Source organism: Actinomyces naeslundii (assembly GCF_001956585.1).
Taxonomy (GTDB): domain Bacteria; phylum Actinomycetota; class Actinomycetes; order Actinomycetales; family Actinomycetaceae; genus Actinomyces; species Actinomyces naeslundii.
This window is the reverse complement of record NZ_MSRR01000018.1, coordinates 21,281-41,139: the sequence shown is the minus strand read 5'-3', so window position 1 is coordinate 41,139 and position 19,859 is coordinate 21,281. Positions and strand designations below refer to the sequence as shown.

17 protein-coding genes and 1 tRNA gene are annotated in these 19,859 nt (G+C 67.2%); 13 read left to right on the top strand and 5 right to left on the bottom strand.

The features are described 5' to 3' along the window. Positions 1–85 precede the first annotated feature (85 nt). Entirely contained in the window at positions 86–1,396 is a 1,311-nt protein-coding gene (locus BKH33_RS08755; protein ID WP_003784130.1) for a UDP-N-acetylmuramate dehydrogenase, read from the top strand. Here the strand turns inward: BKH33_RS08755 and BKH33_RS08750 are convergent. Beyond that, positions 1,393–2,490: an adenosine deaminase gene (locus tag BKH33_RS08750; protein ID WP_076076030.1), complete on the bottom strand. Its 1,098-nt coding sequence runs from the start codon at positions 2,488–2,490 to the stop codon at positions 1,393–1,395. The two genes, BKH33_RS08755 and BKH33_RS08750, sit on opposite strands and share 4 nt — an antisense overlap. A 351-nt stretch (positions 2,491–2,841) precedes the next feature. Between BKH33_RS08750 and BKH33_RS08745 the strand changes: the two genes are divergently transcribed. Continuing rightward, the gene (locus BKH33_RS08745; protein ID WP_003784151.1) at positions 2,842–4,089 is read left to right on the top strand and encodes a phosphotransferase; all 1,248 of its coding nucleotides are present in this window, start codon (positions 2,842–2,844) and stop codon (positions 4,087–4,089) included. A gap of 39 nt (positions 4,090–4,128) precedes the next feature. Here the strand turns inward: BKH33_RS08745 and BKH33_RS14135 are convergent, their stop codons facing one another. Next, positions 4,129–5,238: a variant leucine-rich repeat-containing protein gene (locus BKH33_RS14135; RefSeq protein ID WP_232621472.1), complete on the bottom strand. Its 1,110-nt coding sequence runs from the start codon at positions 5,236–5,238 to the stop codon at positions 4,129–4,131. A gap of 154 nt (positions 5,239–5,392) precedes the next feature. Beyond that, complete coding sequence (locus BKH33_RS08735; RefSeq protein ID WP_003780738.1) at positions 5,393–6,607, bottom strand: pyridoxal phosphate-dependent aminotransferase; 1,215 nt, start codon at positions 6,605–6,607, stop codon at positions 5,393–5,395. A gap of 171 nt (positions 6,608–6,778) precedes the next feature. On the opposite strand from BKH33_RS08735, the gene BKH33_RS08730 reads away from it, so the two are divergent. From BKH33_RS08730 to rplA, 5 genes are all read left to right on the top strand, one after another. Beyond that, a tRNA-Trp gene (locus BKH33_RS08730) sits at positions 6,779–6,851 on the top strand. A gap of 96 nt (positions 6,852–6,947) precedes the next feature. Continuing rightward, positions 6,948–7,184 carry a preprotein translocase subunit SecE gene (gene secE / locus BKH33_RS08725; protein WP_003780736.1) on the top strand — a complete coding sequence of 79 codons (237 nt, stop codon included), beginning with the start codon at positions 6,948–6,950 and terminating at the stop codon, positions 7,182–7,184. 131 nt (positions 7,185–7,315) lie between these two features. Continuing rightward, on the top strand, positions 7,316–8,149 hold the full coding sequence (gene nusG, locus BKH33_RS08720; protein WP_076070155.1) for a transcription termination/antitermination protein NusG: 834 nt from the start codon (positions 7,316–7,318) through the stop codon (positions 8,147–8,149). A gap of 260 nt (positions 8,150–8,409) precedes the next feature. Continuing rightward, positions 8,410–8,841: a 50S ribosomal protein L11 gene (rplK, locus tag BKH33_RS08715; RefSeq protein WP_003780507.1), complete on the top strand. Its 432-nt coding sequence runs from the start codon at positions 8,410–8,412 to the stop codon at positions 8,839–8,841. Between the two features lie 98 nt (positions 8,842–8,939). Continuing rightward, positions 8,940–9,629: a 50S ribosomal protein L1 gene (rplA, locus tag BKH33_RS08710; protein WP_003780509.1), complete on the top strand. Its 690-nt coding sequence runs from the start codon at positions 8,940–8,942 to the stop codon at positions 9,627–9,629. Between the two features lie 299 nt (positions 9,630–9,928). Here rplA and BKH33_RS08705 read toward each other — a convergent pair whose 3' ends face one another. Continuing rightward, positions 9,929–11,584, bottom strand: a complete 1,656-nt coding sequence (locus BKH33_RS08705) for an OmpA family protein (protein WP_076142696.1) — start codon at positions 11,582–11,584, stop codon at positions 9,929–9,931. Positions 11,585–12,219: 635 nt separating this feature from the next. Between BKH33_RS08705 and BKH33_RS13680 the strand changes: the two genes are divergently transcribed. Together BKH33_RS13680 and BKH33_RS08695 are read left to right on the top strand one after the other, a co-directional pair. Beyond that, entirely contained in the window at positions 12,220–12,531 is a 312-nt protein-coding gene (locus tag BKH33_RS13680; RefSeq protein ID WP_232621471.1) for a hypothetical protein, read from the top strand. A gap of 80 nt (positions 12,532–12,611) precedes the next feature. Continuing rightward, entirely contained in the window at positions 12,612–13,211 is a 600-nt protein-coding gene (locus BKH33_RS08695) for an OmpA family protein (RefSeq protein ID WP_076067068.1), read from the top strand. A 989-nt stretch (positions 13,212–14,200) separates the two neighbouring features. Here BKH33_RS08695 and BKH33_RS08690 read toward each other — a convergent pair. Continuing rightward, positions 14,201–14,950 carry an A24 family peptidase gene (locus BKH33_RS08690; protein WP_003786061.1) on the bottom strand — a complete coding sequence of 250 codons (750 nt, stop codon included), beginning with the start codon at positions 14,948–14,950 and terminating at the stop codon, positions 14,201–14,203. A gap of 487 nt (positions 14,951–15,437) precedes the next feature. Between BKH33_RS08690 and rpsL the strand changes: the two genes are divergently transcribed. From rpsL to tuf, 4 genes are all read left to right on the top strand, one after another. Continuing rightward, positions 15,438–15,812 carry a 30S ribosomal protein S12 gene (gene rpsL, locus BKH33_RS08685; protein WP_003786082.1) on the top strand — a complete coding sequence of 125 codons (375 nt, stop codon included), beginning with the start codon at positions 15,438–15,440 and terminating at the stop codon, positions 15,810–15,812. After that, positions 15,812–16,282 carry a 30S ribosomal protein S7 gene (gene rpsG, locus BKH33_RS08680; protein WP_003786052.1) on the top strand — a complete coding sequence of 157 codons (471 nt, stop codon included), beginning with the start codon at positions 15,812–15,814 and terminating at the stop codon, positions 16,280–16,282. The genes rpsL and rpsG overlap by 1 nt, the downstream gene beginning before the upstream one ends. Before the next feature lie 45 nt (positions 16,283–16,327). Further along, positions 16,328–18,469, top strand: coding sequence for an elongation factor G (fusA, locus tag BKH33_RS08675; protein ID WP_003786048.1), 2,142 nt, complete (start codon positions 16,328–16,330; stop codon positions 18,467–18,469). A gap of 198 nt (positions 18,470–18,667) precedes the next feature. Beyond that, the gene (gene tuf / locus BKH33_RS08670; RefSeq protein ID WP_076067072.1) at positions 18,668–19,858 is read left to right on the top strand and encodes an elongation factor Tu; all 1,191 of its coding nucleotides are present in this window, start codon (positions 18,668–18,670) and stop codon (positions 19,856–19,858) included. Position 19,859: the final 1 nt, after the last annotated feature.

Below are 19,859 nucleotides of genomic sequence, written 5' to 3'. Positions count from 1 at the left end.
CTCGGGGCTCCGTGCACACCGCTGGTGTGAGCGGGGCCCTGCTTGTCTCTCAAGAGGAACTGACCAGGAAGAGCGGAGACCTCCGTTGACCACCGCCCCAGAAGACCGCACCCCCATCGATCCGTCGGCTGCACCGCGGGCTGCGACGTCGACCGAGCCGTCGATCGATCCGCGCCTGGCGGAGGGTGACTGCACCGTCCCGCTGAGCGCCGACGTCGACCCCTCGGCCTGGCCCGAACCCGTCCAGGCCCTGGCGCACGCGCCCGGCACCGGCACGCGGCCCACCCGCCTGGCCGAGCTGACCACCCTGCGCGTGGGCGGCCCGGTGAGCAGCTACGTCGAGGCCACCACCCAGAGCGATCTGACCGAGGCGATCCGCGAGGCCGACGCCGCCGGCACGCCCGTCCTCGTCATCGGTGGCGGCTCCAACATCATGGCCTCCGACGCCGGATTCGATGGGCTCGTCATCCGCGATACCCGCGCTGAGGTCTCACTCGTCTCCGACTCGGTGTGCGGCGGTGTGGAGATCACGGCCACCGCCGGTACCACCTGGGACGACCTGGTGCGTGAGGCCATCGCCAGCCAGTGGGCCGGGTTCGCGCCCCTGTCCGGGATCCCCGGTACGGTCGGTGCCGCCCCTGTGCAGAACATCGGGGCCTACGGCGCCGAGGTCGCCGAGCTCATCGCCAGCGTGCGCGCCTGGGACCGTCTGCGCAACCGGGTGGTGTGGCTGGCCCTGGGCGAGCTGGGGCTGGCGTATCGCGACTCCCGCCTCAAGCAGTCCCTCACCGACGCCGAGGTCGGCGGTGGGCGCCTGTGGGGGCCGACCGGGCGCTGGGTGGTTCTCGACGCCACCTTCGCCGTGAGGCAGGGCTCCCTGTCCTCTCGCGTCGCATACTCCCAGCTGGCCGGTGCGCTCGGTGTCGAGCTGGGCGAACGCGTGCCCGAGCGCGAGCTGCGCGAGGCGGTTCTCGAGCTGCGCCGCTCCAAGGGGATGGTTCTGGACGCTTCCGACCACGACACCTGGTCTGCCGGTTCCTTCTTCACCAACCCGATCCTGACCGAGGATCAGGCGGGGAGCCTGCCCGAGGACGCCCCTCGTTTCCCGGTCACCGACCACTCCCAGGTGGTGCTCGGTACCAAGGAGGCCCCCGTGATCGAGGGCCTGGTCAAGACCAGTGCGGCCTGGCTCATCGACCACGCCGGCTTCACCAGGGGCTTCACCGTGGAGCCGGGTGCGTCGGCCGGGCTGTCCACCAAGCACGTGCTGGCCCTGACCAACCGGGGTGGTGCTTCCGGGGCGGACCTGGCCCGGCTGCGCGATGAGATCGTGGCGGGCGTGCGCGAGCGCTACGGCGTCACCCTCGTGCCCGAGCCCGTCCAGGTCGGTTTCTAGGCTCCCTGCTCGGGAAGCGCATGAGACTCGGGGGCGTCAGCCTCGCGGCTGCCGTTGCTCCCCGTTTCCGGTCTCCGGTCGGGCGTTGCCAGCCAGGCATCCACCTCGGCCAGCCAGGCCCGTTTGGTGCTCGGTGAGGCCAGGGATGCGCGGATCGACCCGCGGGCCAGCTCGGCCAGCTCGGCGTCGTCGCAGCCCAGGGTCCGAGCGATCTCGTACTGGTTGACGAGTCGGGACTGGAAGAGCAACGGGTCGTCAGCACTCAGGGCGATCTGCGCGCCGTGACTCATGAGCGTGCGCAGGGGGACGTCGTCGGGGCTGCGGTAGACGCCCAGACTCACGTTGGAGGCGGGGCAGACCTCCAGACTGATGCCCGCGGCGATGATCGCGTCCAGCAGCGCGGGGTCCTCACCGGCGCGCACCCCGTGGCCCAGACGCGTGGGGCCGAGTGCGGAGACGACCTCGCGCAGGTGGTCGGGTCCCAGGAGCTCTCCGCCGTGCGGCATGGAGGCCAGGCCGCCCCGTCGGGCGATGGCGAAGGCCCGCTCCCACGAAGCGGTTCGTCCGGCGCGCTCGTCGTTGGACAGGCCGAAGCCGACAACCTCGCCGGGCTGGTCCCCGGCGTAGCGCACCGCCAGGCGTGCGAGGGTGCGCGCGTCCAGGGGATGGCGCATCCGGGAGGCCGCCACGATGACGGCCACTTCCACACCGGTCAGGGTCGTGGCCTGCTTGGCGGCGTCGAGGATGATCTCCAGGGCCGGGGTGATCCCTCCGACGAAGGGGGCGTAGCTGGTTGGGTCGACCTGGATCTCCAGGCGTCGTGACCCCTCGTCGGCGTCGTCGAGCGCGGCCTCCAGAACGATGCGGCGCATGACCTCCTCGGTGCGCACCAGGGCCCGGGCGGTGTCATAGGCGCGTTGGAAGCGGAACCAGCCGCGCCGGTCTGCGGGCACGCGCAGGGGGTCTCCGTCCAGGAAGCTGGAGGGCAGGCGAGTGCGCGAGGAGGAGGCCAGCTCGATGAGGGTGTCCAGGCGCATCGATCCCGTGAAGTGCAGGTGCAGGTGCGCCTTGGGGAGGGTGGCGAGGTCGCGCATAGGTGGATTCTTCCACGCGCCCGACGATGACTTCGTCCGCGACGCCCCTGCGCGAGGCCGGAGGTGCTCTGGTGTCACGATCGGCGACTTCTCCGGGTGGTGCTGAGCGCCCGTGACAGAAGGGGAGCGCCGGGACCTGCGCGGATGAGTGCGGAGGGTGTGGTGAGAGGCCTTCACTCCGACCTAAAAGTCGCCCGGAGTGACAGATTCGTCGATCGAACCGGAATCCGTCTTTGATAGTTCCCGCGATTCGTCCCACCGAGCAGAGTGGGGCCGGTGCTTCCGCTGTTGCCGAACACCAGGGGGCGATTTAGCGGCGAACCATCAGGTGCGTGGGGCAGACTAACTCTCATGAACCACTCGTCGGCGTCCCAGGAGCCCGAGGAGGTGGCCCTGCTGACGGGGCCGCGCGCCGCGTCCGTGCTCTCCGCCGCCCTCGCCCCGGCCGGCCAGCGCCTGGCCAGCTGGGAGGTCCACTCGGTCCATCACCGTCCCGGAGCGGGCGTATCCGTGGGCTACACGGCGGTTGTTGTCGCGCCCAACGGGCGATCCACCACTGAGTACCTGTGCGCCACGACAGCGCGCCTGTCCAACCCGCACGCCCCGGGCCTGACCCGAGTGGCTCCCACCGGCGGGGACGGCCCCGCGGTCCACGTGTGGCGGCACCCGGCCGACCCGGAGCTTCCGGGACTGGTGGTCGCTTGCACGCCCTCGCTGCTTTCGGCCCGGATCGGCACCCAGGTCAAGGCCACGATGGTCGCCTACCGGCCCACGCGTCGAGCCGTCGTGCGCGCCACCTTCCCGGATGAGACCACCGCCTACGCCAAGGTTCTGCGTCCGAGCCAGGCACCCTCTTTCGCTCAGCGCCACCGCTTGCTGACCGCCTCCGGCGTGCCCGCGCCCGAGGTCCTGCGCGAGGATCCCGATGGCTTGGTCCTGCTGTCCACCGGCCGGGGCGTGGCACTGTCCGGACTGCTGTCCCAGGGCATGAGCGTCTCACGCAGCGAGCGTGTCTTCCGTGGGCTCATCTCCCTGCTGGACGCTCTGCCGGCCAGCGCCATGCAGCTGCCCGCGCACGCCGCCTGGTCCGAGCGGGCCCGCCACTACGCGCACGCCGCTGCCACGGTCCTGCCCGAGCACGCGGCTCGGGCCCGGGCCGTGGCCGAGGGGGTAGAGCAGCTCATGGCCACCTCCGACGCTGGCCGGCCGGTCCCGGTGCACGGCGACTTCTATGAGGCGAACGTCCTTATGGAGGGCGAGGCCGTCACCAGCCTGCTCGATGTCGACTCCCTGGGGCCCGGCTATCGCGTTGACGACTTGGCCTGTCTGCTGGGGCACGTGAGCGTCCTGGACCACCTGGCGCCCGCCTCCTACCCGAAGCTGCGCCCCATCCTGGAGACCTGGACCCGTATGGCCGAGCAGCAGGTGGACCCAGTCTCGTTGCGGGCCCGGTGTGCCGGTGTCGTCCTGTCCCTCGTGGCCGGTGCCCGCCGTGAGGACGGCGGCCCGTGGCGCCCCGACGCCGAGGGGCGCCTGGCCCGCGCCGAGACCTGGTTGGCACAAGGCCGTGAGATCCAGGCCCGCCGCGGGGCCCACTGACAAATCCCGCAATCCCGCCGGGTGCCCGGCTCGAGGCCATCAGAAGCGGATGTGCGACTCCCTGGAGATGGTGAATCCTCGTCCGGTGATCGTGTTCCAGCAGGTCATCCCCCTGGTCTGCGAGGTGCACGCGTAGTCGGAGAAGGTCGTGGTCTGCTCGTACTGGAGTGTGTGGAAGGTGTCCCCCGGCTTTCCCAGGTACTCCTCTCCGCAGCGGACCTCGGTTCGGTTGGCGAGCACCACGATGGAGAACTCCCGGTCGGAGCAGTCCTGCATCCCGGAGGAGGCATAGGTCCGCTCCAGGATCGAGCAGCCGACTCCTTCGTCATAGAGGACGCAGGAGATGTTCTTCGAAGGGGTTTCCACGTACTGGTAGGAGTAGGTCTTGGTTGATGCGGGAAGAGTCGGGCCGCTGGAGGGTACCGACGCCGCTTCGCTCTCGGTGGTGGCCTCGGTGGACGACTGAGCTGCCTGGTCCGCCACTGTTCCCTCGGTCGGGGTCGGTGCGGCGCTGACGGACTGGACGGCGTCGGCCTTCGTCTCCGAAGGCTGGCGCCGGTTCGCCAGCAGCATGCCGCCGAGGACTCCGGCCGCAGCGACCACCAGGATCAGAACGACGACCAGTGTGGTCATCAGTCTGGCATGGGAGCTGGAACGAGGCGCAGGAGGGTCGAGAGGCGGTGCCGGTGCCGCCGAGGCTGCTAGGGCAGTGCCGGACGCGGGCGTCGCTGCGGGGAGTGCCATGGTCGCTGGAGCCGGCGCGCTCCCCGGAGCTGACGCCGTCGCCGACGCCGCCGACGAGGCTCCCAGCACCATCGTCTGAGGAGCAGTCTCCACAGGGATCGCGGCGTACGGCGAGATGCTGCTGTAGTCCGCGGTTGAGGCCGAGGGGAGTGCTGCTGTCTCAGCCGTTCTGAGCCCTCCCGATCCGGATGCGGTTCCCGCACTCATCGGAGACGCAGGGGATACCTGAGGCAGGTCGCCCGAGCCCATCTGGAGAATCTGCTCGCGGAGCACCGCGGGGACAGCGGGATTAGCGGCGACGACGGGGCGCAGGTCGGGAAAGGCTCTGGCGAGGTACTCCAGCACCTCGGGCTCTGTACTGGGATCAGTGGCACGACGTTCATCGTCGGACGTGTGAGCAGGCACAAATTGAATGATAAATCCCGCGAGGATCTGGAAGCCCTGCCCGCAACCACATTGATATCAAACACCGAGCCGGGCATGTTTCGCGGTGCCCCACAGAAAATCTGTCGGTCTCGGCGAAACATGCCCGGCTCGGGACGAGGATATGGGGCCTCTTCTACTCGACCTCGGCCAGGAGCTTCTGGATCCGTCCCACGCCCTCGGCCAGGTCGTCGTCGCCCAGCGCGTAGGACAGCCGCACGAAGCCGGAGGGCCCGAAGGCCTCACCGGGAACGACGGCGACCTCGGCGTGCTCGAGGATGAGCGCGGCCAGCGTGGCCGAGCTGTCGATCTCGGTGCCGCGCAGCGTGCGTCCGAGCAGTCCTTCGATGCTGGGATAGGCGTAGAAGGCTCCGCGCGGAACGGGCACGGTCAGCCCCTCGATCTGCGAGAGCATCTCCACCATGGTGCGCCGGCGCCGGTCGAAGGCGGTGCGCATCTGCTTGACGGCGGTCAGGTCGCCGCTGACGGCCGCCAGCGCCGCGCGCTGGGAGACGTTGGCGACGTTCGAGCTCAGGTGCGACTGGAAGTTGGTGGCCGCCTTGATGACATCGCTCGGCCCGATCATCCAGCCCACGCGCCATCCGGTCATGGCGTAGGTCTTGGCCACGCCGTTGAGGACGATGGTCTGATCGGCCAGCTCGGGAACCAGCTTGACGACGTGAGCGGTCTGGGCGCCGTCATAGAGGAGGTGCTCGTAGATCTCATCGGTGATGACCCAGATGCCGTGCTCAAGGGCCCACTGGCCGATGGCGGTCAGCTCCTCGGGAGAATAGACCGAGCCGGTCGGGTTCGACGGAGAGCACAGCAGCAGCACCTTGGTGCGCTCCGTGCGCGCGGCCTCGAGCTGGTCGACGCTGACCTTGTAGTCCTGGTCCGCGCCTGCGAAGACCTCCACTGCTGTGCCGCCGGCCAGGGTGATGGCCTCGGGGTAGGTGGTCCAGAAGGGCGCGGGCAGAAGGACCTCGTCACCGGGGTCGACCAGGGCGGCGAAGGCCTGGAAGACGGCCTGCTTGCCGCCGTTGGTCACCAGGATGTCGTCGGGGGAGACCTCGTAGCCGGAGTCGCGCAGCGTCTTGGCGGCGATGGCCTCGCGCAAGACCGGCAGGCCCTTGGCGGGGGAGTACTTGTGGTTGGCCGGGTCCTTCGCGGCGGCGACGGCGGCCTCGACGATGTAGTCGGGGGTGGGGAAGTCAGGTTCTCCGGCGCCGAAGCCGATGACCGGGCGGCCAGCGGCCTTGAGGGCCTTGGCCTTGGCGTCAACGGCCAGGGTGGCGGACGGGGCGATGGCGGACAGTCGGGCGGAAACACGGTGTGTGGGTGCAGGTGTCACGCGGCTATGGTCCCACGAGCTGCGAAACCTGCACGTGAAAACGCGCCCGCTGGCAGCTCCGTCCGTACGTACGTCATGTCGTCTGTGGTGCCTTCGGGGGCGGCGTGGCGCACCCCACGGCTCGCAGTTACCGCAAACGTCTGCTCGTGTGGCAGACTAGAGCACCGCTGAAGGGCAGTGGCGCAATTGGTAGCGCACCGGTCTCCAAAACCGGCGGTTGTGGGTTCGAGTCCCGCCTGCCCTGCTGAGAACGGCGGATCTGTCGGGAGATCCCGTCGGTTTCGTCTTCTCCCCGCTGTGCGGGAACTGGCCTAACCGTCGACCCTGAGGACCCAGATTCATGAGCGAGAGCGCACGCGCCGCGGCAGGCAAGCCGGACAGGAAGCGCGGCTTCTTCGGGCGCATCGCCCTGTTCATCCGCCAGGTCATTGACGAGCTGCGCAAGGTTGTCTGGCCCACCATGAATGAGCTGTGGACGTACTTCACAGTGGTCGTCGTCTTCATCGTCGCCATCATGGCCTTCACCGGGGTGCTGGACTTCGCCTTCAACAAAGCCGTCATGTGGCTCTTCGCCTGATCCTCGGCCTCGGCGGCCGCACCCTCGTGGGTGGGCGGCCGGCCCACTCCTGACCTCGTCTCTCACCGTCGCTGCCCTTCGCGCAGCCCGTTGCCACCTCTCGTCTCACGCCATTGGAAAGCAGGTACACCATGTCTGAGGACGTCTCCTCGCAGACCACCCCCGACGACGCCGAGGTCCTCACCTCGGCCGCCGCCGACGACGTGGAGGCTGTTGAGACTGACGAGGCCGTCGAGACCGTCGTCCCGGAGACCGACGACGCCGTCGAGGCTGCTGAGCCGGCCGAGCCGGTCGAGGAGGCCCCTGTCGTCGACCCGCTGGCCGAGTTCCGCCGTCAGATGTCGGCCCTGCCGGGGCAGTGGTACGTGCTGCACACCTACTCCGGCTACGAGCGCCGCGTGGCCACCGACATCATGGCCCGCGCCGAGAACTTCGAGGTCGAGGACTACATCTTCGACGCCACCGTTCCCATGGAGACGGTTATCGAGATCAAGAACGGCAACAAGAAGAAGGAAGTCTCCCGGGTGCGCATCCCCGGCTACGTGTTCGTGCGCATGGACCTGGACGACCCGGAGACCTCGGACAAGGTGTGGCGCACCATCAAGGACACCCCGGCCGTCACCGGCTTCGTGGGGGACCGCTACAACCCGGTGCCGCTGACCTTCGAGGAGGCCGTCGCCCAGCTCGGCCCCACGCCCGAGGAGATCGCCGCCAAGGAGGCCGCGGCCGCCGAGGCCACCGCGCCCGAGTCCGGCTCCGGCACCCAGATCGCCACCGGTGGTCAGGTCTTCGAGGTCGCCTTCGAGGTCGGCGAGTCGGTCATCGTCACCGACGGCCCCTTCGAGTCCCTGCCGGCCACGATCTCAGAGATCCACCCCGAGACCCAGAAGCTCCAGGTACTCATCTCCCTGTTCGGCCGCGACACTCCGGCCGAGCTCTCCTTCACCCAGGTCGCCAAGATCTAAGGCCGACTCCAAGGAGAGTTTCCGTCATCCGCCGTGGCCCGACGACGCGTCCTGCGCCGTCGGGCCATCGGTCTCCCGGACCGCTGAACCCGGCGGTGTCAGGGAGCCGCGTATCACAGGCTGCTGTCCTGTGATACCGCGCACCGGGCGCCCTGTGCAGCTCCGCAGCGGGCTACGATGAGCGCTTGTGCGTGCGCATGCACCCACGGCTGCACGGCAGGCGTGCAGCACATCCGGACAAGTAAGAAGGACCCATTCCTATGGCCCCTAAGAAGAAGGTCGCCGGGCTGATCAAGCTCCAGATCCAGGCCGGCCAGGCCAACCCCGCTCCGCCGATCGGCCCCGCCCTGGGTGCCCACGGCGTCAACATCATGGAGTTCTGCAAGGCGTACAACGCGGCGACCGAGGCGCAGCGCGGCAACGTCATCCCCGTGGAGATCACCGTCTACGAGGACCGCTCCTTCACCTTCATCACCAAGACCCCGCCGGCAGCCGAGCTCATCAAGAAGGCCGCGGGCGTCCCCAAGGGATCCGCCACCCCCCACACCGTGAAGGTGGCTTCCCTGACCCAGGCTCAGGTGCGTGAGATCGCCGAGTCCAAGATGCCCGACCTCAACGCCAACGACGTCGAGGCCGCCGCCAAGATCATCGCCGGCACCGCCCGCTCCATGGGCATCACCGTCGAGGCCTGAGGCACTCGCCGGCCTGTCGGCTCTCTCAACTCAACCCCCATACGAAACCGTGGAAGGGCCTCGCGCGGCCCGAACACCACGACTGCAAGGAGAAGCAGATGACCAAGCGCTCCAAGGCCTACCGCGCCGCGGCTGAGAAGATCCAGTCCGGAGTCCTCTACACCCCGGCCGAGGCCATTCACCTGGCCAAGTCCACCTCCATCACCAAGTTCGACGCCACCGTGGATGTCGTCTTCCGTCTGGGAGTCGACCCCCGTAAGGCGGACCAAATGGTCCGCGGCACCGTGTCCCTGCCGCACGGTACCGGTAAGACCGCCCGCGTCGTCGTCTTCGCCCAGGGTGAGCGTGCCGAGCAGGCCCTCGCCGCAGGCGCGGACGAGGTCGGTGGCGACGAGCTCATCGAGAAGGTTGCCAAGGGCTACACGGACTTCGACGCCGCCGTGGCCACCCCCGACCTCATGGGCAAGGTCGGCCGCCTGGGCCGTGTTCTGGGCCCCCGCGGCCTCATGCCCAACCCCCGCACCGGCACCGTGACGATGGACGTGGCCAAGGCCGTCTCCGACATCAAGGGTGGCCGTATCGAGTTCCGCGTGGACCGCGCCTCCAACCTCCACTTCATCATCGGCAAGGCCTCCTTCTCCGAGGAGCAGCTGACGGAGAACTTCCAGGCCGCCCTGGAGGAGGTCCTCCGCCTCAAGCCCTCGACCTCGAAGGGCCGCTACATCCTCAAGGCCACCATGACCACTACCATGGGCCCCGGCATCCCGATGGATGTCACCAAGGCCTGAGGCTCTGTTTCTTCACGACGGCGTCGGCCGCCTCCTCACGTGGGAGGCGGCCGACGCCGTTCTTTGTCTTTGCTCCGCCTGGGGTGTACGGGGAGTCCCCGGGGACTGCACGGGGACTACACGAGCCCTCCACAGGGGCAACTGCCCATGGTCCGGGGGTGCCGTGCTGACTACGGTGAAGGTGTCGGTGGAGCACCGGATGGGGGAGGGGAGTGGAGAAGCCGGTCGTCCCCGTCCTTGTCTCTCCCTCTCGCAAGGACGGGGACGACCTCTCCGTCCCGCGGTGGGTCGGATGCGCCTCAGCTGTTCTTGATGGGGATGTCGGTGAGGCGGTAGGCGGTGCCTTTGGGTGAGTACTTTCCTTCGGGGTGGTCGAGGGTGATGGTGTCGCCGCCGGGGTCGGGCCAGATGGTGCAGATGGTGGTGGTGCCGGTCTTGAGGTGGTCGGAGACGTTGAGCTCGGTCAGGGGGAGGTGGTGTTCGGCGTCGGCGTCGAGGTAGTCGGCGGGGAAGATGCGCTCGCCTCCTGCGATGAGGGTCAGGCCGTCGCTGGCGTTGAAGGATGGTAGGGCGCTGCCGTCCTCGTCGCGCTGGTTGGCCAGGACTGTCTGGGGGTCTTCGAGCAGCGGGTGGAGCGGTGCGCCGGTGGAGCCGTCCTTGACGGTGCAGGTGATGGTGCCCAGGAGGTAGCCGCCGGTGCGGGTGACGTGGTCGAGGGTGATGGTGACCTCTCCGCTGGTGCTGGTGCCTTTGGAGGTGAGGGTGACGCCCTCGGGGCCCTTGGCGACGGGGCCCTGTGGGTCCGGCAGCTTACCGCTGCCGTTGCTGGGGGTGGCGGTGGTGCCGCTGTCCTTGGGGGAGGTGCCGCCGGTGGGGGTCAGGGTGATCTCGACTCTTCGGTTGGCGGCTCGGGCCTCGTCGGTGGTGTCCTTGATCTTGGGTTGGCTCTCGCCCTTGCCGGACACGCTGGTCTTCCACTTGTCCAGCTTGGTGAGCTGCTGGAGCTTGGTTTTGACGGCGTTGGCGCGTTTCTCGGAGAGGGTCTGGTTGTAGGCGTCGTCCTGGATGTCGTCGGTGTGGCCCACGATGGTGAGTGTGCCGCCGTCGGGGTGCTGCTTGAGCTGGCTGGCCACGGTCTGGAGCTGGGTGTCGGCGGCGGGGGTGAGGTCGGCGGAGTCGGAGGCGAAGGTGACGTCACTGTTGAGGGTGACGGTGATGTCCTTGCTGCCGGCCTGGGTGCTGGTGGAGTCGTCCAGGGCACGGGTGTAGCGCTCGATGGCGACGGGGTCGGCGAGCTCGGTGGCGGCGGGTGGGTACTTGTTGATCCCGGTTTGGGCGGTGCTCAGGTTGACCTTGGCCTTCTTGGCGGCGTCGGCCTCCAGGACCGAGACGGTGGTGAAGCCGGCCATGGGGACCATGACGGTCACGGTGTCGGTGTCGACCTTGCCGAAGGACAGGTAGGAGGTGATGTTCTCGCCGGGGGTGAGGCCCAGCATTCCGCCGCTGCCGTCGGTGGCGCTCCACACGCGCCCGGAGCTCAGGTCGAGGAGCTTGACCAGGGAGGCACCGGCGCCGGGCCGATAGATGGATGGGGCCCCTAAGTAGCTCGAGAAGATGACCTTGTTGCCGTTGTCGCTGAAGGGATGAGCGTTGACGGCGTCGATGGAGGCGTCGTCCTTGGCGCGGGTCAGCCTCAGGGCGATGACCGAGGTCTTCTCGTCCTGGCGGATGACGGGGGAGACCTCCACGGTCACGTTGTGGCCCATGATGTGGGCGTCGAGCTTCTGCCAGTCGGTGCTACCTGCCTTGGCGCCGGCGCCGGCCGAGGCCGATCCTCCGGCCGTGGCTGAGGAACCCGATGGTGAGGCGGATCCACCTTTGTCCTTCGACACCCCCGGAAGGTCGCAGCCCGCCAGCACCGGCAACCCGATCCCAACCAGGGCTGAGAGGGCCATAAAAGACCGACGAGACGGCACTGGAGGAACACGGAGAGAACGGGAGAATGGAGAGGTCACAGGAACTCCTTAGATGAGGCCGCCGGAATTTCTCAACGACGGAGCGTAATCATAACGTAATCGTCCTAGCAAGGGGGCTCCCCGTGTACTACCCATCGCTCCAAGGGGAGTCCCCAGGTGCTTTGGATAGTCCATGGGGACCCAGGTATATCCGTGTACTACACGTTCTCTCCCCGTGGGAGCCTACCCATTTCTCGGATGAGGAATGCCGCTTAGAGTTTTTGCATTCCTCAGGTCGAGGTGGCCTGAGCACTAGCAATGGAGGTTCCATCATGATGACTGTTTCTCGGCGAGTTCTGGCCGTTGTGAGTGCCGTCGGTCTGACGGTCACCTTGGCGTCCTGCGATCTGGGAGGTGGCTCGGGCTCGAAGGACTCGGGTGCGTCGACGTCGGCATCGGCGCTGAAATCAGCGCAGGCCGGGGCGAGTGGCAATGGCGGTAACGGCGCGGTCAGTGAGTCACATACCACCAGTATTGACGGCAAGGCTGGATCCGTCTCTCTGAATTCCGTCTCTGGAGCGGGAACGACGGTAACCGTCATGTTCTCCGTGACGAATAATGACAAGAAAAATGACATGTGGATCTATGACTCGTTCTCCGATGGAGATGACTCGGTTCCTCAGCCCAGTGGAAAGGCGAGCCCGGGAGGGAGTACGAACAACACCGACGGCCTGACGCTCATTGAGCCGTCCTCCTCAAACATTTACCGGGTCTCCTATGACTCCCAAGGGGGTTGCCTGTGCTCCAGCGACCTCGCGGAGTACGTCAAACCCGGTCAGACGATCGCGCTCCAGGCGACCTTCTCCGGTGTCCCGGCGGACGCCAAGAGCGTCACCGTCACCATTCCGAACGGCGGAACCTTCAGTAACGTGGCGGTGGCCCGATGAGGCAGCAGGCGCATGGAGCATGGGCAAGGGCTGTGAAGTGTCGCCCTCGGCCTGGGGCGCGTGCCGCGGCGGCTGTCGCCGTGTGCGCGGCATCGTGGTCGGTTTCTGCTGGAGCTGTGGCCCTACCTGTCGCACCGCAAGCGGGCCGCCCGGTGGCGGCTTCGAGCAACAGCGCCACAGCCGATCCGTCAACGATCGTCAAGCAGCCGGGCAGCGCCGGGCCGGGCAATCCTCGGGTGGTCCAGACCGTAGACCGCGTTGTCACCCCGGTGTCGCGCTCGAGCAGCTCGGACAGCGCGGTCACCTACTCCTCGGATGGGAAGACGACTGTGGCCTCATTGTCCGGTGATGTCACCTTCGATGTCGACTCGGCCGCGCTGACCGACCGCGCCAAGCAGGTGCTCGACGAAATCGTCAAGCGCTGGAACGGCAAGCCGCCGGCCACGGTCACCGTGGTGGGGCATACGGATTCCGTTGCCGACGACGCTCATAACCAGACGCTCTCCGAGCAGCGGGCGAAGGCGGTCGCGGACTATCTGACCTCCAAGGTCCCATCCCTGAATGTCCAGTCCTCCGGCAAGGGGGAGAGTGAGCCGGTGGCCTCCGAGACCAATGCGGACGGCAGTGTCAATGAGGCCGGTAAGGCCGCCAACCGCCACGTGGACGTGCGCTGGGGGTAGGTGTTCACACGTCATTCTGAGCCGGGATACGGTGCAGGATGACGGTAATCGGGTCTGACTCGTGCGTGCTGATAGAGGAATGAGTGTCAGTGGCAGGAAAGGAGAACAGTGATGTGGAAGAAATAATGCAGATCAAGACGGTGACTGGGCGTCATTCCGGATCTGAGGTGCGGTGGTGCTTCGATAGAAGGTCTGCGCTCGGGCTGGGGCTTTTGGTCGCGCTGAGCGCGTGCTCAGGAAGTTGGGAGCGGGCCGTGACTAGACGTTTCCTCAGATCATTCAGCAACGCCATCGGAGGCGAGGTCCCCGAAGGCGACAGCGTCGCCAACGGCTCCGGAGCGGCGACCGGCATCCGAGCTCTCAGTTACTCCCGACCTGCCATCGAGAGTAATCAAGCAGACCGCCCCCTCCGGTAAGAGCCTGTCGATGTATGGGATGACGTTGACCGTACCGGAGATGGTGGTGAGTGGGGAGCAAGTGAACGACCAAGGGCTTCCGGTGACCACGGTCCAGCTCGGCGGCACCCAGGACCTGCTCCCCAACTTCGTGGTCACCTACCTCAAGGAGGCGGGGAAGACTCTCGACGACGAAACTCATCTTCAAGAGGCGTTTCTTCTGGGGCCGGGGCGCGAGGACACCTACGTGATGAGGACACCGGAAACGTGGATGCTGGGCACGAAGGAGGTTCCCGCCTGCCTCGTGACCTGGATTCATCGAGGGAAAGGCCGCGACGGCGGAACCGTTGAGCATGATGACGCTGCTCTGTGGATCACCAATGATGCTGGAGGATACTGGAGAATCATCGCCCACGCCCCGATAGGTGAGCTGACGAAGACCAGCCCGACGTGGCGGCGATGCTCAGCGCCAAGGTGGAGCAGGAGAGATGCTGGACGTCGTGGGGAAAGCCCTTTGCGGGCGACTCCTCGGTCGGTGACCGAGTCGGGGCGTGACTCCCGCGGAGACTGTGCTGCTCGCATCGTCCCGCGGGGTCACGCCACTGCGAGCATCCATGTCAACCAGCCCCCCAGTGACAGGTAGGGGCCGAAGGCAATGAGTGTCTTGCGACCCGCCAGGCGACTGATCATCAGTGCGATGGCGACGATCCCGCCGATGAAGAATCCGAGGATGATGCCCATCGCGGCGTAGGTCCCGCCGAAGTATCCGAGCCACAGTCCAAGAACCGCACACAGCTTCGCATCCCCCAGTCCCATGCCCGAACCGGGGAGCAGCGCCATGGCCCCGACAATGACGCCAGCACTCACTGCGCACAGAACGGACCGGAGTGCCGCCCAGCCCGCTTCGGACAAGGGCGTCCCTGTGACCACGTTGAGCAGGACGAGAGTCACGGTTGCCGCACCGGTCCACATAGCGGCCGGACCGAGAATGCGGTTGGGGAGGCGGTGACACACGGCGTCGACACCGCATGCCGCGCCGAGCAGCGCCACGAGAGGAAGCGCAACGATCACTTCGCCCCACGCCCCGCCGGCTGCTCCCCGCATGAGCGTCACCCCACACAGAATGGCGGCCAGAACGCCCTGCGAGGTGGGCGTCAGCAGCCACTGGACACGGAATGTGCCCGGCTCGGCGGTGGTGCCGCCGGGTGAGGACCCCTCGGTCCGTGCCTCAGCCCGCTCCAGGTCGGACACGTACCGCCGGGCGAAGGCCGAGACCGGGCAGGCAACGACTGCGATGGCTGCACAGCCAACGGCGATGGCGACCAGGAGTGCGGGGACATTCACCGCCACACTTTCGCACGTTAGCCACGTTCGAGGTAAGGGGGCATGTCGCCTGTACCTCTCGTGTCCTCCAGTGAGTCTTCGGCAATGGACGTCGGGGTGCCCTTCGCCTTTCCTCGCACCTCTGCCACGTGTCGAGTACCACGTCCGCGCCCCGGTGTCCTCCCTGGTGCCCTCCTGCGGCGAACGGGTAGCCTGGCCGACGGTGCCCGCAGGCGGGTCACCGCATCTCCATTCCGTTCCCAGCGACGTCGGCTTCGTCCAGGCCTCATGCCTGGTCGGTTCAGTTCGGCATCGTGACGCGGGTCTGCCGCGGCGGGAACCGACGGGCCCCTGACTGCGGGGCTCCGGACGTCATCATCGGGTCATCCCGATCCCGGCGGGCCGGCCCTCTCCGCGGTGGCGTGCGCCGTCGAGCCACCAATGGGGGAGCGGTCCGGCACGCAGGCAGCAGCCAGATACAGACTCACGTCCCAATGGAGAATCAGTAGTGCCTACCATTCAGCAGCTGGTCCGCAAGGGCCGCTCGACGAAGCGCTCCGCGTCCAAGACGCCGGCGCTCAAGGCCAGTCCGCAGCGCCGTGGCGTGTGCACCCGTGTGTACACCACGACCCCCAAGAAGCCGAACTCCGCCCTCCGTAAGGTCGCCCGTGTGCGCCTGTCCACCGGTATTGAGGTCACGGCCTACATCCCCGGTGAGGGCCACAACCTCCAGGAGCACTCCATCGTGCTCGTGCGCGGAGGTCGTGTGAAGGACCTTCCCGGTGTCCGCTACCACATCGTGCGCGGTGCCCTCGACACCCAGGGTGTCAAGGGTCGCCAGCAGGCACGTTCCAAGTACGGCGCCAAGAAGGAGAAGAAGTAATGCCTCGTAAGGGTCCCGCACCCAAGCGCCCGCTCGTCGTCGACCCCGTCTACGGCTCGCCGGTCGTCACCCAGCTCGTCAACCGCGTCCTGCTGGACGGCAAGAAGTCCACCGCCGAGCGCATCGTCTACGGCGCTCTTGAGGGCGTCCGCTCCAAGACGGACCAGGACCCGGTCTCCGTCCTCAAGCGCGCGCTGGACAACATCCGCCCTGCCCTGGAGGTCCGCTCCCGTCGCGTCGGTGGTGCCACCTACCAGGTGCCCGTCGAGGTCCGCCCCGGCCGCGCCACCACCCTGGCGCTGCGCTGGCTCGTGGACTTCTCCCGCCAGCGCCGCGAGAACACCATGACCGAGCGTCTCATGAACGAGATCCTCGACGCCTCCAACGGCCTGGGCGCCGCGGTCAAGCGCCGCGAGGACATGCACCGCATGGCCGAGTCCAACAAGGCCTTCGCACACTACCGCTGGTAGTGCCGGAAGCAGCTCCGTACCCCACACGAACGAAGGACACCACCAGTGGCACTTGACGTGCTGACAGACCTCACCAAGGTCCGCAACATCGGCATCATGGCCCACATCGATGCCGGTAAGACCACCGTGACAGAGCGCATCCTGTTCTACACGGGCATCAACTACAAGATCGGCGAGACGCACGACGGCGCCTCGACGATGGACTGGATGGAGCAGGAGCAGGAGCGCGGTATCACCATCACCTCCGCGGCCACCACCTGCTTCTGGAAGAACAACCAGATCAACATCATCGACACCCCCGGCCACGTGGACTTCACGGTCGAGGTCGAGCGCTCCCTGCGCGTGCTCGACGGCGCCGTCGCGGTCTTCGACGGCAAGGAGGGCGTGGAGCCGCAGTCCGAGACGGTGTGGCGCCAGGCGGACAAGTACAACGTCCCGCGCATCTGCTACATCAACAAGATGGACAAGCTGGGCGCCGACTTCGACTTCTCCGTCCAGACCATCCGCGACCGCCTCCACGCCACCCCGATCGTCCTCAACTTCCCGATCGGCGCCGAGAACGAGTTCTCCGGCCTCGTCGACGTCCTGGAGATGCGGGCCATCCGCTTCCCCGAGAAGGATGCCGACGGCAAGGACACCCGCGGCTCCATCGTCGAGTACGAGGAGATCCCCTCCGAGCTCGTCGCCAAGGCCGAGGAGCTGCGCGGCCAGCTGGTCGAGACGGTCGCCGAGGCCGACGACACCCTCATGGAGAAGTACCTCGAGGGCGAGGAGCTCAGCGTCGCCGAGCTCAAGGCCGGTATCCGCAAGCTCACCGTGGCCGGTGAGGCCTTCCCGGTCCTGGCCGGGTCCGCCTTCAAGAACAAGGGCATCCAGCCCGTGCTCGACGCCGTCCTGGACTACCTGCCCTCCCCGCTCGACGTCCCCGACGTCGAGGGCCACGCCGTCGGCGATGAGGAGGAGGTGCTCACCCGTCCGGCCGATGAGAAGGCCCCCTTCGCCGCCCTGGCCTCCAAGGTGGCCACCCACCCCTTCTACGGCAAGCTCGTCTACGTGCGCGTCTACTCCGGCAAGGTCTCTCAGGGCGACATGGTCCTCAACGCCACCAAGGGCAAGAAGGAGCGCATCGGGAAGCTCTTCCAGATGCACTCCAACAAGGAGAACCCGGTGGAGGAGGCCCACGCCGGCCACATCTACGCCCTCATCGGCCTCAAGGACGTCACCACCGGTGACACCCTGTGCGCCCAGGACTCCCCGATCATCCTGGAGTCCATGACCTTCCCGGACCCGGTCATCCACGTGGCCATCGAGCCCAAGACCAAGGGCGACCAGGAGAAGCTGAGCGTGGCCATCCAGAAGCTCTCCGAGGAGGACCCCACCTTCACCGTCTCCCTCGACGAGGAGACCGGCCAGACCGTCATCGGCGGTATGGGCGAGCTCCACCTGGACGTGTTCGTGGACCGCATGCGCCGCGAGTTCAAGGTCGAGGCCAACGTGGGCGCTCCGCAGGTCGCCTACCGTGAGACCATCCGCAAGAAGGTGGACAAGGTCGAGTACACCCACAAGAAGCAGACGGGTGGTTCCGGCCAGTTCGCCAAGGTGCAGATGAGCTTCGAGCCCCTCGTGGCCGACGAGGCCGCCGAGACCGCCGACGGCGAGAAGGCGCACTACGAGTTCGCCAACGCCGTCACCGGTGGCCGCGTGCCCCGCGAGTACATCCCCAGCGTGGACGCCGGGGTGCAGGACGCCATGCTCACCGGTGTCCTGGCCGGCTACCCGATGGTGGACATCAAGGCCACCCTCATCGACGGCGCCTACCACGAGGTCGACTCCTCCGAGATGGCCTTCAAGATCGCCGGCTCCATGGCGTTCAAGGAGGGTGCCAAGAAGGCCTCGCCGGTCCTCCTCGAGCCCGTCATGGCCGTCGAGGTCCGTACTCCCGAGGAGTACATGGGCGACGTCATCGGTGACCTCAACTCCCGTCGCGGCATGATCGCCTCGATGGAGGACGCCGTCGGCGTCAAGGTCATCCGCGCCAACGTCCCTCTGTCGGAGATGTTCGGCTACGTCGGTGACCTGCGCTCCAAGACGCAGGGACGTGCCGTCTACTCCATGACCTTCGACTCCTACGCCGAGGTTCCCAAGAACGTCGCCGACGAGATCATCGCCAAGGTCAGGGGCGCCTGACGCCCACTCACCGGGGCCCGCTCCGGCTGCGCGCACTCGCAGCGGGCCCCCGGCCCGATCGTCCCACCGGGGCGGTCGGGACCCACTTCAGTAAGATTTCCAACATCCACCAGTAGAGACTCTCGACGCCCGGACGGCTACCATGTGTGCTAGTCGAATCCCGACGAAGAGAACTACCCGAGTCCCAGGAGGACACCAGTGGCCAAGGCCAAGTTCGAGCGGACCAAGCCGCACGTCAACATCGGAACGATCGGTCACGTCGACCACGGCAAGACGACGCTGACCGCTGCGATCTCCAAGGTTCTGCACGACGAGTACCCCGAGCTGAACCCCTTCACCCCCTTCGACGAGATCGACAAGGCTCCCGAGGAGCGTCAGCGCGGTATCACCATCAACATCGCGCACGTCGAGTACGAGACCGACAAGCGCCACTACGCGCACGTCGACGCCCCCGGTCACGCCGACTACATCAAGAACATGATCACCGGTGCCGCCCAGATGGATGGCGCGATCCTCGTGGTCGCCGCCACCGACGGCCCGATGGCCCAGACCCGCGAGCACGTCCTGCTCGCCCGCCAGGTGGGCGTCCCCGCCCTCCTCGTGGCCCTCAACAAGTCCGACATGGTGGACGACGAGGAGCTCCTCGACCTGGTTGAGATGGAGGTGCGCGAGCTGCTGTCCTCCCAGGACTACGACGGCGACGAGGCTCCCGTCATCCGCGTCTCCGCTCTCAAGGCCCTCGAGGGCGACGCCGAGTGGGCCGGCAAGATCAAGGAGCTCATGGACGCGGTGGATGACTTCATCCCCACTCCCGAGCGTGACATGGACAAGCCCTTCCTCATGCCCATCGAGGACGTCTTCACCATCACCGGTCGCGGCACCGTCGTCACCGGTCGTGTGGAGCGCGGCAAGCTCCCGATCAACTCCGAGGTCGAGATCCTCGGTATCCGCGAGGCCCAGAAGACCACGGTCACCGGTATCGAGATGTTCCACAAGCAGATGGACGAGGCCTGGGCCGGCGAGAACTGCGGTCTGCTCCTGCGCGGCACCCGTCGCGAGGACGTCGAGCGCGGTCAGGTCATCTGCAAGCCCGGCTCCATCACCCCGCACACCGAGTTCGAGGGCCACGTCTACATCCTCACCAAGGACGAGGGCGGCCGCCACAACCCCTTCTACTCGAACTACCGTCCGCAGTTCTACTTCCGGACCACGGACGTCACCGGTGTCATCACCCTGCCCGAGGGCACCGAGATGGTCATGCCCGGTGACACCACCGAGATGAGCGTCCAGCTCATCCAGCCCATCGCCATGGAGGAGGGCCTCGGCTTCGCCATCCGTGAGGGTGGCCGCACCGTCGGCTCCGGCCGCGTCACCAAGGTCATCAAGTGAC